15 protein-coding genes are annotated in these 16011 nt (G+C 62.7%); 14 read left to right on the top strand and 1 reads right to left on the bottom strand.

Annotated elements, in window-relative coordinates:
* Window positions 1-15: 15 nt before the first annotated feature.
* Complete coding sequence (locus KJP30_RS19760) at window positions 16-1263, top strand: Zn-dependent hydrolase (protein WP_218451095.1); 1248 nt, start codon at window positions 16-18, stop codon at window positions 1261-1263.
* Window positions 1256-2224, top strand: coding sequence for a bifunctional Delta(1)-pyrroline-2-carboxylate/Delta(1)-piperideine-2-carboxylate reductase (gene lhpI / locus KJP30_RS19755; protein ID WP_321206969.1), 969 nt, complete (start codon window positions 1256-1258; stop codon window positions 2222-2224). The genes KJP30_RS19760 and lhpI overlap by 8 nt, the downstream gene beginning before the upstream one ends.
* On the opposite strand, the gene KJP30_RS19750 is transcribed toward lhpI, so the two are convergent.
* Window positions 2130-3107, bottom strand: a complete 978-nt coding sequence (locus tag KJP30_RS19750) for a LysR family transcriptional regulator (protein WP_224874610.1) — start codon at window positions 3105-3107, stop codon at window positions 2130-2132. The genes lhpI and KJP30_RS19750 overlap by 95 nt on opposite strands.
* Before the next feature lie 164 nt (window positions 3108-3271).
* Between KJP30_RS19750 and KJP30_RS19745 the strand changes: the two genes are divergently transcribed.
* The 12 genes from KJP30_RS19745 (at window position 3272) to KJP30_RS19690 (ending at window position 16001) form a co-directional block, all read left to right on the top strand.
* A complete protein-coding gene (locus tag KJP30_RS19745; RefSeq protein WP_218451092.1) occupies window positions 3272-3616 on the top strand; it encodes a RidA family protein in 345 nt (114 codons plus the stop codon).
* Window positions 3617-3750: 134 nt separating this feature from the next.
* Window positions 3751-5274, top strand: a complete 1524-nt coding sequence (locus KJP30_RS19740) for an ABC transporter substrate-binding protein (RefSeq protein WP_218451091.1) — start codon at window positions 3751-3753, stop codon at window positions 5272-5274.
* A gap of 88 nt (window positions 5275-5362) precedes the next feature.
* Window positions 5363-6286 carry an ABC transporter permease gene (locus KJP30_RS19735; protein ID WP_218451090.1) on the top strand — a complete coding sequence of 308 codons (924 nt, stop codon included), beginning with the start codon at window positions 5363-5365 and terminating at the stop codon, window positions 6284-6286.
* Window positions 6283-7155, top strand: a complete 873-nt coding sequence (locus tag KJP30_RS19730; RefSeq protein WP_218451089.1) for an ABC transporter permease — start codon at window positions 6283-6285, stop codon at window positions 7153-7155. Before KJP30_RS19735 ends, KJP30_RS19730 begins: the two co-directional genes overlap by 4 nt.
* A gap of 11 nt (window positions 7156-7166) precedes the next feature.
* Window positions 7167-8174 carry an ABC transporter ATP-binding protein gene (locus KJP30_RS19725; protein WP_218451088.1) on the top strand — a complete coding sequence of 336 codons (1008 nt, stop codon included), beginning with the start codon at window positions 7167-7169 and terminating at the stop codon, window positions 8172-8174.
* The gene (locus KJP30_RS19720; protein ID WP_218451087.1) at window positions 8171-9142 is read left to right on the top strand and encodes an oligopeptide/dipeptide ABC transporter ATP-binding protein; all 972 of its coding nucleotides are present in this window, start codon (window positions 8171-8173) and stop codon (window positions 9140-9142) included. The genes KJP30_RS19725 and KJP30_RS19720 overlap by 4 nt, the downstream gene beginning before the upstream one ends.
* A gap of 250 nt (window positions 9143-9392) precedes the next feature.
* The gene (locus KJP30_RS19715) at window positions 9393-10964 is read left to right on the top strand and encodes an acyl CoA:acetate/3-ketoacid CoA transferase (RefSeq protein ID WP_218451086.1); all 1572 of its coding nucleotides are present in this window, start codon (window positions 9393-9395) and stop codon (window positions 10962-10964) included.
* Complete coding sequence (locus KJP30_RS19710) at window positions 10961-11728, top strand: enoyl-CoA hydratase/isomerase family protein (protein ID WP_218451085.1); 768 nt, start codon at window positions 10961-10963, stop codon at window positions 11726-11728. The genes KJP30_RS19715 and KJP30_RS19710 overlap by 4 nt, the downstream gene beginning before the upstream one ends.
* A 27-nt stretch (window positions 11729-11755) precedes the next feature.
* On the top strand, window positions 11756-12901 hold the full coding sequence (locus tag KJP30_RS19705; protein ID WP_218451084.1) for an acyl-CoA dehydrogenase family protein: 1146 nt from the start codon (window positions 11756-11758) through the stop codon (window positions 12899-12901).
* Window positions 12902-13221: 320 nt separating this feature from the next.
* Entirely contained in the window at window positions 13222-14199 is a 978-nt protein-coding gene (locus KJP30_RS19700) for a TRAP transporter substrate-binding protein (RefSeq protein ID WP_218451083.1), read from the top strand.
* A gap of 26 nt (window positions 14200-14225) precedes the next feature.
* The gene (locus tag KJP30_RS19695) at window positions 14226-14717 is read left to right on the top strand and encodes a TRAP transporter small permease (protein ID WP_218451082.1); all 492 of its coding nucleotides are present in this window, start codon (window positions 14226-14228) and stop codon (window positions 14715-14717) included.
* A gap of 3 nt (window positions 14718-14720) precedes the next feature.
* A complete protein-coding gene (locus KJP30_RS19690; RefSeq protein WP_218451081.1) occupies window positions 14721-16001 on the top strand; it encodes a TRAP transporter large permease in 1281 nt (426 codons plus the stop codon).
* Window positions 16002-16011 lie beyond the last annotated feature (10 nt).

The following is a 16011-nucleotide window of genomic DNA, read 5'->3' as shown; positions in this document are numbered from 1 at the left end:
TTGAAAGGAAGACTGATGTCCATTACCGCAGACACCCGTGCCGATCTGGCGCGGTTCTGGTCAACGATCGAAGCCTCGGCAGAGATCGGAAAGGGTCGCCCCGGCGGTCTGTCGCGGCTGACGCTCTCGGATGCGGACCGCGAGATGCGTGATCTGTTCGTCACGTGGTGCAAGGAGGCCGGGCTGACTGTCGAGGTCGATGAATGCGGGTCCATCTTTGGCCGTCGCGAAGGCAGCGAGCCCGACCTGCCGCCGATCCTGATCGGCAGCCATCTGGACACGCAGATCAACGGCGGGCGGTTTGACGGCATCGCCGGCGTTCTGGCGGGGCTGGAACTGGTGCGAACCCTGAATGATGCGGGGCATGTCACGAGGCGTCCGATCATTATCGTGGACTGGACCAACGAAGAGGGGGCACGGTTTTCGCCGCCCATGGTGGCCTCGGGCTGTTTCGTTGGCAAATACAGCGTCGACTGGGTCCACGATCTGATCAGCGATGACGGTGCGCGCTTTGGCGATGAACTGGAACGGATCGGATACAAGGGAACAAAGCCCTGCAAGGCCGGTGACATCGACGCCTATTTCGAACTGCACATCGAACAGGGGCCGATCCTTGACGCCGAAGGGCGCGATGTGGGGATCGTCACCGGGGGCTACCCTGTCCGGGGCGCGCGGGTGACGTTTTCCGGCCAGACCGCGCATACCGGGCCGACCCCCATGGATCTGCGCCACAATGCGCTGGTTGCGGGCGCGCGCTGGCTGACGGCGGTCGACGAGATAGGCTGGGACTATGCGGTGCACGACGGAAAGGCGACGGCGGCGCGTTTGACGGCATGGCCCAACAAGCCCGGTATCCTGTCCGATACTGCCGAAGCGGTGTGCGACGTGCGTCACCCGGATCCAATCACAACCCGCGTCATGGCCGAGAAAATGCGCCGGGCGGTGACAGAGAGCGCGGCACGGGCCGGGTGCGCGGCGCAAATCGAGGATGAATGGGAATGGGGCGGCGACATCTTTGACGCGGATCTGGTGGACAGCCTGCGCCGACAGGCGATCCGTCTAGGCGTCAACTGGCGCGACATTCAAAGCCAAGCCGGGCATGACGCCTATTTCATGGCCACGCATTGCCCGACGGCGATGATCTTTACCCCATGTCTCAACGGGATCACCCACAATAACGAGGAATCCTGCGAACCGGGTGATTTCGATGCGGCGCTGAACATCCTCCTGCATGCGGTGGTGGAGCGCGCGGACCGTGACTGAGTTGTTGGACGCGGCCCGGATCGAGGCGGCCCTGGACTGGCAGGTGCTGATCGACGAACTGCACCGCTGGTATGTCGAAGGTGCCGTTCAGGCGCCTGAACGGCAGGTGCTGAGGATGCCACAACCGGATGGCAGCGAAGCCTCGCTGCTGATCATGCCGGCATGGGTGCCGGGCAGCGCAATCGGCGTCAAGGTGGTGACCTTCCTGCCGGAGAACGCTCAGGCGGGCAGGCCGACGATCAATGCCGGCTACCTGCTGTTCGACGGTGAAACCGGCCAGATGAAATCCGCCATGGAGGCGGATGTGCTGACCGAACGCCGAACGGCCGCAGCCTCGGCGCTGGCGGCGTCGCGGCTGGCGCGTCCCGATGCGCGCCGATTGGTGATTGCCGGGACGGGGCAGTTGTCGCGCGCAATGGCGCGGGCGCATTCCGTTGTGCGGGATTATGACACGATCTGGATCTGGGGGCGCAATGCCGACAGTGCCGAACATGTGGCGCGCGACTTGCAGGCCGATGGCCTGCCCGCCAGCGCGGTCACGGATCTTCAGGCAGCTTGCGAAACGGCCGATGTGATCTCGACGGTCACGGCCTCGACCAAACCGCTGATCCGCGGGCAGTGGTTGCGGCCCGGAACCCATCTGGATCTTGTCGGGGCCTTCCGCGAGGACATGCGTGAAAGCGACGACAGGGCGATTTCGCAGGCGCGCATCTTTGTCGATACGCGCGACGGCGCGATGCGCTCGGGCGATCTGTTCCAGCCGGCAGAGGTGGGGTTGTTCGACCCGACACATATCGAAGCCGACCTTGCCGAACTGTGTCGCCGTGACCACCCCGGGCGTGAAAACGCCGAGGATTTCACCGTGTTCAAGTCAGTCGGGCAGGCGTTGACGGACCTTGCCGCTGCGCAGCTTGCGACGGCTCGGAGCCATCCTGAAACAGCGGCAACACCTCTTGCGTGAGTGAGATGAAACGACGGTCGGCAGGGGTCATGGCCTCTTCCGGCGCGTGGACAAGGTAGACATCGGCACCGATCGGATGATCTGCCAGCTTGAGCGGCCATAGGTTCCCGGCTGCAATGTCGGTCTGCACGGCATCGGGCGGCAGCAGCCCGATGCCAAGCCCGGCCACGATCATCCTGCGGACTTCGCGCAGGTTCGAGCTGATCCCGGTGATGCGCCGTCCCAGATCCGCACTTGCGCGCAGGACGGACATGGGTTCCAGACCCATGCCCTCTGTCGCGCAGGTGAACGAAATGAAAGGTTCCTGCTGCAATTCGAGCAGGGTGACCGTGTCCCGTCCGAAAAGGCGGTGTTCACAACCGCAGAACAGCGAAAACTCCTCGCGGAACAGCCGCATGGACGACAGGTTTAGGACAGGCCGGTTCAAAAGGCAGATGCCAAGGCCCACGTGTCCTTTCATGATATTGCGCACGATTTCGTGGCTGTTGTTCACCTCGATGTGGAACCGCACGTTGGGGTGACGCTGGTGGTAGAGGCGGATCAGTTCATCCACCATGGGTGAGACGAGGTTGGAAATGATCTGAAGCCGCACCTCGCCCCGTTCATCGTCCAGCGTATCTTCGACAAGGCGCCGGATGCGTCCCGCCCCCACGAACATTTCGCGGCATTCGGCGTAGACCTTGTCGCCCGCCAGTGTCAGCTCAAAGTTCCGGCTGTCGCGAAAGATCAACTGACATCCCAACTGGGTTTCCAGTTTCTGGAGGGCGGCACTGACCGAAGGTTGCGAAATACCAAGCCGCTTGGACGCGGCTGTGATGCTGCGCTCCCGTGCGATCACGTAAAAGGTGCGCAGCAGGTTCCAGTTCAGGTCTTCATCACTCACGATCATGCGCCTCCGGTGGATTGGGCGCACAATAATGTATCTCTGTGCCAATGTCCTAGGCGTTTCATAGGGACTGCCTATGGAAGCCGTCATTCTGCCTATCTGGTGGGCAAAGCCGGGTGGCGATAGGCACATGCTGCGCAAATCGCGAAAGGAATGACACTATGACCATCAAACGCATCGGGGTTGGTCCCCGGATGAGCCAGGCCGTGATCCACGGCGAAACCGTTTACTTTGCCGGTCAGGTCGGCACGCCGGGCGCCGATGTCGCCACACAGACGGAGGACTGCCTGAAGGCGCTGGAAAGCCTTATGGAACAGGCCGGTACGAGCAAGGATAAGCTGTTGCAGGTCACTGTCTGGCTGGCCGACATGGCCGATTTCGACGCCATGAACGCGGTCTATGACGCTTGGGTCGATACCCAGAATCCGCCGACGCGGGCCTGCGGGGAATCCCGTCTTGCAACACCCGATTACCGTGTCGAAGTGATCGCAGTAGCGGCTCTCTGACCCGGTCTTCGGGGCTTTCGCGCCGGGTCAGCTATCACAAGCATAGCCCGGCGCTATTTGACCGAAGCGGGGTTCCGCCGTCTTTTCCTCGCCATGGAAACGCCCCTCGAAAGGGCGCTCAACAGGAGACGGACATGCCTTTCAGCCCCCTCAAGACAATGGCGAGCACCCTTGCGCTGCTTGCCGCAATCGGCGTTTCGGACGCGGCCCACGCAGGCAAGGCGGACAACACGCTGAACGTGGCCTTCGCGGCCGAACCGGAACCGCTGGACACCTACAAGATTGCGGGTCGGCAGGGGCTGATCCTTGCTCGTCATATCTACGACGGCCTGCTGTACAAGGATCTGGACACGGGCGAAATCAAGCCAGCCCTCGCGGAAAGCTGGGAATACGTCGATGATCTGACGATGGAGTTCACGCTGCGGCAGGGGGTGACGTTCCACGACGGGTCCACCTTTACCGCCGATGATGTGGTACAGACGCTGAACACTGTGATCACGCCGGAATACGGGACGCGCTACTCGATTTCCGTCGACTGGATCGAAAGCGTCGAAAAGCTGGACGAATACAAGGTTCGCATCAACATGGCCAAGCCCTTTGCGGGCGCGGTCGAGATGCTGGCCGATGCCCTGCCGATCTATCCGCACGCCCATTTCGCGGAAACCGGCTCTGAGGGGATGGCGCGCACGCCGATTGGCACCGGCCCATATCGTCTTGTGTCGCAGGAGCCGGGCGTCCGCTATGAGTTCGAACGTTTCGCTGACCACTACGAAGGCAGCCCCAAGGCCGGTGCCAGCATTGACACGATCGTCGTCCGCACCATTCCCGAGATGAACACGCAATATGCCGAGTTGATGTCCGGCGGGCTGGACTGGATCTGGCGCATTCCGCCGGATCAGGCCGCCAAGCTGGAGCGCCGCGTCCAGATCATTTCGGCCCCGATCATGCGCATCGCCTATGTCGGCCTTGCCCCGACGGCGATGGACGGGGATACGCCCGTTGCTGATCGTGACGTGCGGCAGGCCCTGATCCATGCGGTCAACCGTGAGGCCATCGTTGATGCTTTTGCCGGTGGTGGTTCCAAAGTGCTCAACACGCCCTGCAACCCGGCACAGTTCGGTTGCGCGCAGGATGTCGCGGCCTATGGCTATGATCCTGAAAAGGCAAAGACCCTTCTGGCCGAAGCCGGCTATGCCGACGGGTTCGAACTGGACATGGTGTTTTCCGCAATGCCTCGCCCGGTGGCCGAGGCTGTGGCAGCCGACCTTGCGCAGGTTGGTGTGACGCTGAAGCTGAACGAACAACAGTATTCCGCCGGTGTCGGACAATGGCGGCAGGGCAGTTTGCCGGCGTTCTTCTCGAACTGGGGCAGCTATGGCATCGGCGACGTGGCCTTTATCCTGTCGAACTTCTTTGGCGGTGGCGGGGACGATCTGGTGCAGGATCCCGAACTGGCCAAGTGGCTGACAACGGCAGACACCTCGACCGACCGTGCGGTGCGCGAAGAGAACTACGCCAAGGCGGTCAAGAAGATCGCGGACGAGGCCTATTGGATGCCGATGTACAACTTCAACGTGAACTACGGTTTGTCGCCGGACCTGTCCTTTACGCCGCACCCGGACGAGTTCGCCCGTTGGTGGCTGGCAAGCTGGAAATAACACTCCCCTCCCTTCTTGCCTGCCATCTGGCCGGGGGTCCGCGAAACGGGACCCCCGGCACCTTTGAACCCCGTTCCGGGAGTTTTCCATGTCCACCTTTCTGCTGCGGCGCCTGATCGTTGCCCTTGGCGTTGCTATCGCCGTGTCCGCGCTGAGCTTTGCACTGATGTTCCTGACCGGGGACCCCGCCATTGCCATCGCCGGATCGGGCGGCCGGGCCGAAGATGCCGAGGCAATCCGCATCGCCTATGGGTTCGACCGGCCCTTCGTTGTGCAATACCTTGACTGGATCTCGGGCGCGCTGGTCGGGGATTTCGGTCAATCCATCTACTTCAACATTCCCGTGGCAGAGATCATCGGCAACCGGCTGCCGGTGACGCTGACGCTTGGCCTGTTGTCCTTTGTTCTGGCTCTGGTCATCGCGGTGCCGCTGGGCGTTCTGGCCGCGCTCCGACCCAACGGTGTGTTGGATCGTTTCGCGCTGTTGCTGGCCGTCACCGGCCAGGCAATCCCCAGTTTCTGGCTTGGCCTGATGGCGATCGTCGTGTTTGGCGTCACGCTTGGCTGGGTGCCGATTTCGGGCGTGGACCGCTGGCAGGGGTATTTGCTGCCGGTCATCGTTCTGGCCTATTCGGTTATTCCCGCCCTGATGCGGATCACCCGGTCCGGCATGATCGACGTGCTGGGCACCGACTATATCCGCACCGCCTATGCCCGTGGGCTGCCGGTGCGCATCGTTCTTCTGCGCCATGCGCTCAAGAACGCGATCCTGCCGCTGGTCTCGCTGGCGGCGGTGCAGCTTGGCGTTCTGTTGTCCGGGTCGATCGTGATCGAAAGCGTCTTTGCCATCAACGGCCTTGGGCGGCTTGCATGGGAGTCCCTGCTGCGCAGCGACTTGCCCGTGGTGCAGGCGATCATCCTGATCCTGTCGCTGATCTATGTGACGCTGACCACCTGCGCCGACATCCTCAATGCCCTGCTTGATCCCCGCCTGAGAGGAGCCTCGAAATGACCCTCGCCGAGTCCGCCCCGCGTCCGACCCCGCTCTGGCGGAAGGCGCTGAGAAACAGCGGCGTTGCCCTTGGCGGGGGTGTTTTGCTGCTGATGGTTCTTGTGGCCGTTCTTGCGCCACTGATCGCCCCGCACGATCCGTATCTACAGGATCTGTCGAACCGTTTGCTGCCGCCGTTCTGGCATGACCGCGCTGTCCCGGAACATATTCTGGGAACCGACCACCTTGGCCGGGATTACCTGTCGCGCCTGATCTATGGCACCCGTGTCTCGCTTGGGGTCGGGGCCGGTGTGGTGCTGGTTTCCGGTGCCATCGGGGTCACCCTTGGCCTGCTTGCCGGGTATTTCGGTGGTTGGGTCGACATGGTCATCAGCTTCGTGATCACCACGCGCCTTTCGCTGCCGATTGTCCTTGTCGCCTTGGCGGCAGTTGTGGTGGGCGGGGCATCCCTGACCACGCTGATCGTGGTGTTGGGCCTGCTGTTGTGGGACCGGTTTGCCGTCGTTACCCGCGCCGCGACGCAAAGCCTGCGCAATCAGGAGTTCATTCAGGGGCTGCATGCCATCGGGGCAGGGTGGCCGCGGATCCTGTTCCTTGAAATCCTGCCGAACATGCGCAGCGCGATCCTCGTGGTCACCACGCTGGAGGTGGCCAATGTGATCCTGCTGGAAGCGGCGCTGTCCTTTCTTGGCCTTGGTGTGCGCCCGCCGACACCGTCATGGGGGCTGATGATCTCCGAAGGACGCGAGAACATTCTCTTTGATCCGTGGTTGATCAGCCTGCCGGGCACCGCGCTTTGCCTGCTGGTTCTGGCGGTCAACCTGTTTGGCGATGGACTGCGGGACCTGACCGGCGCGGTGCGCAAATGAAGGACACAGAAATGAGCCCGGAAACCATCCTTGATATTCGCAACCTGCGTGTGTCCATCCCGACCGATCGGGGCCTCTTGAACGCTGTTCGCGGGGTCGATCTCAGCTTGCGGACCGGTGAAACCCTTTGCCTTGTCGGAGAATCCGGCTGTGGCAAGTCGCTGACTGCAACGGCGCTGATGGGGCTTCTGCCGCGCCACGCCCGGCAGGACGCGGACCGGTTTGCCCTGATGGGGCAGGACTATGTCGGCAAGCCCGCGCGGGCGTGGTCCGGGTTGCGGGGGCGGGAATTGGCGATGATCTTTCAGGATCCGATGAATTCACTGAACCCGACGCTGACCGTGGGTCGGCAGATGACCGAAGGCGTGGTTCACAGCGAAGGGATCGACCAATCGGCTGCGAACCAGCGGGCGGTGGACTTGTTGGAGAGGGTCGGGATTGCGCATGCCAAGGCCCGTTTGTCGCAATACCCGCACCAGTTCTCGGGGGGGCAGCGACAGAGGATCATGATCGCGGCGGCGTTGATGGGGCGCCCACGGCTGTTGATCGCGGACGAACCGACCACTGCATTGGATGTGACCATTCAGGCGCAGATCCTTGACCTGATCCGCGAATTGCAGCGGGACCTTGATCTAGGGGTGCTGATGATCACCCATGACCTTGGCGTGGTTGCGGCAATCGCAACCGAGGTGGCCGTCATGTACGCCGGGCAGATCGTCGAGCGTGCCCCTGCCGCGAACCTGTATGGCAACCCGCAGCACCCTTACACGCAGGGCCTTCTGGCCGCGATCCCGGTGCCGGGCCGTACCGCGCGCGGCAGTCATCTGGCGGCGATCCCCGGACGTGTGCCGGGCTTGATCGGCAAGTTGGACGGTTGCGCCTTTCGTGATCGTTGTGACCGGGTCATGCCGGCCTGCGCCACAGGGAGCGTCCCGGCAAGCCTGGTCGCGCCAGACCACATGGGAACCTGCCACCATTTGGTTCCGGCAGGTGCCCGGGTTTCGGAGGGCGCGCAATGACCGGACCTGCACTTGACCTTATCGCGCTTAGAAAGGTGTTCCGCACCAAGTCCGGGATGTTTGGCCAGACACGAGACCTTGTGGCGGTGGATGACCTGTCGCTACGGCTGGCCAAGGGCGAAACGCTGGGCCTTGTCGGGGAATCGGGTTGCGGCAAAAGCACCGCTGTCAGCATGATGCTGGGATTGATGGCACCCAACGATGGCCGTGTTGTGGTCGGCGGGCGCGAGTTGTCGCGCATTCCGGCCGCCGAACGGGCCCGCCTGATCCAGCCGGTGTTCCAGAATCCGAATGCGTCCTTGAACCCGGTGCGCCGCATCGGCGATCTGATCGGCCAGCCGTTGCGGCTGTTGGGGGGCGGTGACGTAAAACGCGCCGTGGCCGAGATGATGGATCTTGTCGGGCTGCCGGACCGTTTGGCACTGGCCTACCCGGGAGAGCTTTCAGGCGGTCAAAGGCAGCGCGCGGCAATTGCGCGGGCCTTGATTCTGCGCCCCGAGGTTCTGATCTGCGACGAGCCGACATCGGCCTTGGATGTTTCCGTACAGGCGCAGGTCATCAACCTGTTGATCGACCTGAAGGCGGAAATGGACCTGTCCATGATCTTTGTCAGCCATGACCTTGCCGTGGTTGAGCATCTCGCTGATCGCGTTGCGGTGATGTACCTCGGGCGCAAGGTCGAAGAGGCCCCGGTCGAGGACCTGTTTCGCGCGCCCCGGCATCCCTACAGCCGGGCCTTGCTGGCGTCGACGCTCGCGCCGGATCCCGCGCGGGGGCTGCACCCGCCGCAACTGGGCGCGACACCGGCGGATCCTTTTGCAACAACAACCGGTTGTGCCTTTGCGCCGCGCTGTCCCGTTGCGCGTCCTGAATGCTCGGACCGGGCGCCAAGTCCCAGCCATGCGGGCGACGCGATGTGGTCTTGTCATTTCCCCGAGGGGCAAACCCATGAGGTGCAGGGCGCCTGACATCCGGCCCAAACGGCAGTCGCCATCCCGTTCAATCGCCAATTGGGCCGTTCGCTGAATGCGGGCGGCCTTTTCTATGTAGATGGGTCGCCCCTTGAGTGCGGGGATCTCTGTCTGCGGAGGGGCTTCGGAAATCTCGTGTTGACTTGATGTGGAACGTTCCATTATCTGTTTGGAACGTTCCATAACGTCGTGATTCAAGCGACGCTGGGGCGGGCGCAGACAATCGCGCCTTGGCAGGAGGACTACAGTGAAAAAGATCGTAACCCCGGCAGAGGCCGCTGCCCGCATACCCGACGATGCTGTGTTGACGGTGTCGTCTTCTTCGGCGCTGGGGTGTCCGGACAAGGTGCTGGAGGCGATTGGCGCGCGTTTTGACGTCGACGGTGCTCCGCGCAATCTGACCAGCATTCACCCCATCGCGGCGGGTGATATGTATGGCGTCAAAGGTGTGGACCATATCGCCAAGGATGGCCTTCTATCGCGGATCATCGGCGGGTCCTATCCTTCGGGCCCATCCTCCAAACCGATGCCCGAGATCTGGAAGATGGTCACCGAAAACCGTATCGCGGCCTACAATGTGCCGTCGGGCATCCTGTTTGACATGACGCGCGAGGCTGCTGCCCGGCGCCCCGGTGTATTGACCAAGGTTGGCCTGAATACCTTTGCCGATCCGCTGCGCGAAGGCTGTGCCATGAACGACAAGGGGGCCAAGGCTCCCATCGTGCGCCGCGTGGAATTCGACGGCGAAACCTGGCTACATTTTCCCAATATCGTGCCGAACGTCGCGATCCTGCGCGCCACCACCGCCGACGAGTTCGGCAACCTGACCTATGAACACGAAGGTGCCTATCTTGGCGGTCTGGAACAGGCGATCTGCGTGCGCAATCACGGTGGCATCGTAATCGCGCAAGTCAGCCGCGTGACAAGCCGCGGTTCCTTGCGGCCGCATGACGTGCGTGTTCCGGGGCATTTCGTCGATATGGTCGTGATCGACCCCGAGCAGAAGCAGACTACCGAAACGCCCTATGATCCTGCGATTTCGGGGCAGATCATGCGCCCTTGGGACAGTTTCGCGCTGGCTGAACATGGCGTCGAAAAGGTCATCGCGCGCCGTGCCGCGATGGAGTTGCGCCCGGGCATGACCGCCAACCTTGGCTTTGGGATCAGCGCGATGGTCCCGCGAATCCTGCTGGAGGAAGGCCACCCCGACGCCGTGACATGGGCCATCGAACAAGGCGCTGTGGGCGGGATGCCCCTGACGGGCTTTGCCTTTGGATGCGCATCGAACGCGGACGCCTTTGTGCCGTCGCCGCAGCAATTCATCTATTTTCAGGGTGGTGGTTTCGACGTGTCGTTCCTGTCGTTCCTCGAAGTCGATGTCGAAGGCAACGTGAATGTCTCGAAGCTGGGCAAGAAACCCTACCTGACGGCTGGGTGCGGTGGCTTTGTCGACATCACCTCGGGCGCGCGCAAGATCGTCTTTTCCGGCTGGTTCGAGGCGGGGGCGCAGATTGAACTGACGCCAGAGGGGATGCGCGTCGCCGCCCCGGGCAAGTTCACCAAGATGGTCGAAGCGGTCGAACATGTCACCTTCTCGGGCACGCGGGCGCGTGAACTGGGGCAAGAGGTACTTTACATCACCGAACGCTGTGTCATGCGGCTGGGCGAAACCGGACTGGTTGCGACCGAGATCATGCCGGGCATCGACGCGCAGCGTGACATCGTCGACGCCTCGCAGGGGCGGGTACAGGTTGCGCCGGATGCGGTGATTATGCCGCTGTCGCTCTTGGCCGAGCAACCGATGGGGTGGGGCGCATGAACCGCATTCACCTGATCCGCAACGGTGCCGTGGCCGAACTGCGTCTGGACAACCCGGACAAGATGAACGCGCTCAGCTCTGAGATGCTGGGGCAACTTGCCTCTCATCTGGACGCCATTGAACGGGACGCCGACCTGCGCGCCGTTATGCTGACGGCAGAAGGCGATCGTGCATTCTGCACCGGGGCCGATATCAACAGTTGGGGGGATCTTGGCGCTGCCGAGTTTGCGCGTCACTGGGTCCGCGACGGGCACCGGATCTTTGACCGGTTGGCGCGTATGTCCAAGCCGACTGTTGCCGTACTGAACGGCCACGCCTTTGGAGGCGGATTAGAGCTGGCCACCGCTTGCGATATTCGGGTCATGGCCCCGACCGGTGCTCTGGCGCTGCCAGAAGCCGGTATCGGCATCGTGCCGGGATGGTCGGGCACCCAGCGTTTGCTGCGATTGTTGCCCGAACCCGTGGTGCGCGAAATGGCGCTGTTCGGGCACCGCATCAAGGCGGATCGCGCCCTGGCTTATGGCTTTGTCGCTGCGGTCGATCCCGATCCCCGCAACGTGGCCGAACGCCTGCTGGACCGGGCGCTGACCCTGTCGCCCCGCGCTGTCGAAGTGACCAAATGGATGTTGAACGCCGCCGAGGGCGAAGATCGCGGTGCCATGATCGAAGCGCTGGGCAGCGCGGCGATTTCCGCCTCGGACGATCGGGCCGAAGGCGTCACCGCCTTCCGCGAAAAGCGCAAGCCGCACTTCCCCGGTCGCTGAGCGCGCCGACAGGACCAAGGACGACCGATGTATCTGACCGACATGCACATCCAGGTGCGCGACATGACCCGCCAATTCTCGCGCGAGGTGATCCGCCCCAAGGCCGAGGAACTGGACCGCGATGAACGGTTCCCGGCCGAGATCTTTGACCAGATGGCCGAGCTTGGGCTTTTCGGTGTCTGCGTCCCCGATGAGATGGGGGGCACCGGTCTGGACGTGACCGGCTATGCGCTGGTCATGGAGGAACTGTCGCATGGCTATTCCAGCGTGGCGGACCAATGCGGCATGGTGGAATTGATCTGCACGCTATTGGCGCAACATGGCGATGCCGAACAGCGCGCGGCTTGGTTGCCTGACATCATGGCGGCCCGGAAACGGGTGGCCTATTGCCTGACCGAGGCCGAGGCCGGGTCCGATTTGTCCAGCCTTCGAACCACGGCGCGCCGGGATGGGGATGGCTGGGTTCTGAACGGCGGCAAGCTGTGGATTCACAATGCGCCCATCGCTGACATGGGCTTGGTTCTGGCGCGCACGGACCCAGAGGCCGGGCACCGTGGCATGTCGATCTTTATCGTCGATCTGAACGCGCCGGGGGTGACGCGGGGACCGAAGGAACACAAGATGGGCCAGCGCGCGAGCCAGATCGGCGGGCTGGACTTCAACGAGGTAAAGCTGCCGCCCGAGGCCCTTCTGGGCACCGAAGGGCGCGGTTTCCACATGATGATGAGCGTGCTGGACAAGGGGCGCGTTGGCATTGCGGCGCTGGCCGTGGGCATCGCGCAGGCCGGGCTGGAAGCCTCGCTGGAATATGCTGCACAGCGCAAGCAGTTCGGTCAGCCGGTCGTCGAGTTTCAGGGCGTGCAATGGATGCTGGCCGACATGGCCAAGGACATCGAGGCCGCCCGCCTGCTGACCCACAGCGCCGCGCACAAGCTGGACAACGGGCAGGACGCAACCCGCGCCTGTTCCATGGCCAAGTGTTTTGCCGGAGACATGGTCGTACAACGGACCGCAGATGCCGTGCAGATCTTTGGTGGTTCCGGCTACATCCGGGGATTCGAGGTTGAACGGCTCTATCGCGACGCCAAGATCTGCCAGATCTACGAAGGCACCAATCAGGTCCAACGCATGATTATCACCCGGGAAATGCTCAAGAAAGGCGTTGCGGCATGACGGTGACACCTAGCGGTTCACCGGGTCTCACGCATCGGTAAACACAGGTCAGTTGACAGGGAGGGGCCGCTGAAATAGGTGACATGGAACGTTCCAAAGTTTCCGCGACAGGGTGACTCGCTGGCCTTGGGGCCGCGGGCGACCGGCGGAACGGGATGGAGGCAAAGCCCCGTCGAGGAGAGGGCGCCCAAGGGGCGCCACGGCGGGCAAAACGGAATTTCAAGCGGCAGGCTGTTTGCCCTGCCCGCGGACCGGGACACCCGGTGAAATCACAGGCGTCGCAAGGCGCAGGATCCCTAAAAGGTTCAGGAGGAGATCACATGACTTTCTGTAAACATCTTTTTGCCAGCGCCATGGCGCTTGGCGTGGCCCTTGTTCCCGCGGCCAGCTCGGCCGAGGAAATCATCGCGGCCCTTGTCGGCCCGATCGAAACCGCACAGGGGCGTGGCTTTGAATTCTTCGCCAAGCGGCTGGAAGAGCTGACCGACGGTGAAATGACCGTCAAGATCTACCCGGACGGCCAGTTGGGCAGCAATGTCGAAATGTTCGAACAGGTCGCCAATGGCCAGATCGACATCTACCCGGCGGTTCCCAGCGTAATCGCGGATTTCGTGCCCGAGGTTCAGGTGCTGTCCGTGCCTTTCCTCTTCCGCGATTTCGACCACTGGCAGGCGTCGCTGACCGGCGATCTTGGCACGGAACTGGCCGAAATGACCAGCGCGCGCAGCGATGTTCTGGTCATGGATTACTTCGGTGGGTCGGTCCGCAACCTCGTGGCCAAACCCGAGGTTTCCGATGCCACCGATCTTGGCGGCATGAAGATGCGCCTGCACGCCAGCCCGTTGCTGGTGGAATCCTGGAAGGCGATCGGTGCCAACCCGACGGTCATCGCTTATGGCGAAATCTACAACGCCCTTCAGCTGAACGTTCTCGACGCGCTGGAAAACGAGCCGGAATGGGTTCTGCGGATGAAGTTCTACGAGCAGGCCACCAACTATGTCCTGACCGAGCATGAAATCGTCACCCGCCCGCTGGTCTTCAACAAGATGCGCTTCGAAGGCTTCCCGCCCGAACATCAGGAAGCCCTGCGTCAGGCCATTGCCGAAGCGGCGGCCTATCAGCGCCAGCTGGAACATGACGTCGACGCCGAAAGCCGCCGCGAACTGGCGGAAACCCACGGCATGACGCTGGTCGATGTCGACAAGGCCGCCATCGTCGCCAAGGTTGCCCCGGCAACGGAAAGCGTGCTTGCCAAGCTCGGCCTGACCGAGATGGTCGAAAAAATCCGCGCTGAATAATCTCAAGCCAGCAGGAGGGCCGCGTCGTGCGTTTCTGGTCTGAACTCTTCCGGAAGCTGATGGGCACGCTTTGCGCCCTCCTGCTTCTGGTGCTGGGCATGCTGGTGTTCTACCAGGCGGCCTCGCGATACCTCCCCGCGTTGCCTTCGCTCCTGTGGACCGAAGAGATCTCGCGCGGTCTTCTTGTCTGGCTTGTGATGCTCGGCGCTGGCTGGGCCACTTTCGAGGGCACCCACTTTCGGTTGGCCGTCCTCGAAAAACCACTTGGGCGCCTGTTCGACTGGATCGGCGCCACCGGGATGCTGATTGGCGGGGCCTACCTGCTGTATTCGGCCATCCCCTTTGCTTCGCGCGGAATGAACCGTGTCAGTCAGGTGTCCGGTCTGCCCGCCGCATGGGTCTATTCGGCCCTGTTGGTCGGCGCGGTTCTGATCCTGCTGGGCGCCTTGGCCCGCATGGTGGACCTGTTGACCGGTGCCCAAGCCACCGACCCGAATTCCCCGGACCAGGAGGACTGATCCATGGACCCCGTTCTCCTGATGTTCATCGTGTTTGCGGTGACAATTTTTCTTGGCGTGCCGATCGCTTTCTGCCTGATCCTCGCCACCATCCCGCCAATCCTGATGGAACCGCGCCTGGCCGAGATCCTTTTGGCGCAGCGCATCTACAACTCGCTCGACAGTTTCGTGCTGCTGGCGGTGCCGTTCTTCCTGCTGGCGGGCAACCTGATGAACGCCTCCGGCGTGACCGAGCGGCTGATCCGTTACGCCGATGCCCGCGTCGGTCATATCCGAGGCGGCATCGCCCATGTGAACGTCTTTGTCAGCATGCTTTTTGCCGGTGTCTCGGGGTCGTCCACGGCCGATACCGCCGGCGTCGGATCCGTACTGATCCCGGCCATGCGGTCCAAAGGGTTTTCGGCACCGTTCTCCGTGGCCATTACGGCCGCGTCCTCGGTCCTGGGCACCATCATTCCCCCCAGCATCACCTTGGTCGTCTGGGGCGCGGTGACAAATACCTCGGTCGCCCAGTTGTTCGCCGCAGGCATCATACCCGGCATCCTGATCGCCGTGTCTCAGGTCGCCTACATCCTGTTCTGGTGCCATCGCAACGGTCTGTCCGGGGCGCATGAAAAGGCCCCCAAGGCCGAACGGCGCGCCGCCTTTCTGGCAGCCGCGCCCGGCATGTTGCTGCCCCTGATCCTGATCGGCGGCATCATGTTCGGCATCGCCACCCCGACAGAGGCCTCTGTCCTGGCGGTGGTCTATGCTCTGATCATCGGCTTTTTCGTCTATCTGGACCTGACGCCGCGCGCCTTCTGGGCGGAACTCATAAACAGCGCCAAGCTGGTGTCCCTGTCCCTGTTCTGCCTTGGATCGGCTGGCCTGTTCGCGTGGCTGTTGACCTATTACGGCGTGCCGCAGGCAATCGCCGGGGCATTGACGGGTGTGGATTCGCCGCTGGTCTTGCTGACCGGGATTGCGCTGGTTTGCCTTGTGCTGGGCCTGTTCCTTGATGCGTTGGTCATCATCATCATCATCGGCCCGCTGTTCCTGCCAGCGGTCGCTGCTTCGGGCATTGATCCGGTTCAATACGGCATCGTGGCCTGTGTCAGCCTGTCGCTTGGACTGGTCACGCCGCCCTATGGGCTGTGCCTGCTGATTGCCTCGGCGATTGCCAAGATCGGGATGCATCAGGCCTTTGCCGAGATGGCCAAGATCTTTGGCGTGATGCTGGTGGTTCTGGCCCTGCTGATCCTTGTGCCCCAACTCACGACCTTGCCCGCCGCGCTGGTTCGCTGATGCGCGCGTC

The sequence above is a fragment of the Antarctobacter sediminis genome (assembly GCF_019218285.1).
GTDB classification, from domain to species: Bacteria; Pseudomonadota; Alphaproteobacteria; order Rhodobacterales; family Rhodobacteraceae; genus Antarctobacter; species Antarctobacter sediminis.
The sequence above is the reverse complement of the archived record's forward strand: the minus strand, read 5'-3'. Positions and strand labels throughout refer to the sequence as shown.

Excerpts from the sequence above, each read along its gene's own strand:
- KJP30_RS19760 (WP_218451095.1), top strand. The coding sequence starts at position 16 with ATGTCCATTACCGCAGACACCCGTGCCGATCTGGCGCGGTTCTGGTCA.
- KJP30_RS19690 (WP_218451081.1), top strand. The coding sequence starts at position 14,721 with ATGGACCCCGTTCTCCTGATGTTCATCGTGTTTGCGGTGACAATTTTT.
- KJP30_RS19745 (WP_218451092.1), top strand. The coding sequence starts at position 3,272 with ATGACCATCAAACGCATCGGGGTTGGTCCCCGGATGAGCCAGGCCGTG.
- KJP30_RS19725 (WP_218451088.1), top strand. The coding sequence starts at position 7,167 with ATGAGCCCGGAAACCATCCTTGATATTCGCAACCTGCGTGTGTCCATC.
- KJP30_RS19735 (WP_218451090.1), top strand. The coding sequence starts at position 5,363 with ATGTCCACCTTTCTGCTGCGGCGCCTGATCGTTGCCCTTGGCGTTGCT.
- KJP30_RS19705 (WP_218451084.1), top strand. The coding sequence starts at position 11,756 with ATGTATCTGACCGACATGCACATCCAGGTGCGCGACATGACCCGCCAA.
- KJP30_RS19740 (WP_218451091.1), top strand. The coding sequence starts at position 3,751 with ATGCCTTTCAGCCCCCTCAAGACAATGGCGAGCACCCTTGCGCTGCTT.
- KJP30_RS19700 (WP_218451083.1), top strand. The coding sequence starts at position 13,222 with ATGACTTTCTGTAAACATCTTTTTGCCAGCGCCATGGCGCTTGGCGTG.
- KJP30_RS19720 (WP_218451087.1), top strand. The coding sequence starts at position 8,171 with ATGACCGGACCTGCACTTGACCTTATCGCGCTTAGAAAGGTGTTCCGC.
- KJP30_RS19730 (WP_218451089.1), top strand. The coding sequence starts at position 6,283 with ATGACCCTCGCCGAGTCCGCCCCGCGTCCGACCCCGCTCTGGCGGAAG.
- KJP30_RS19710 (WP_218451085.1), top strand. The coding sequence starts at position 10,961 with ATGAACCGCATTCACCTGATCCGCAACGGTGCCGTGGCCGAACTGCGT.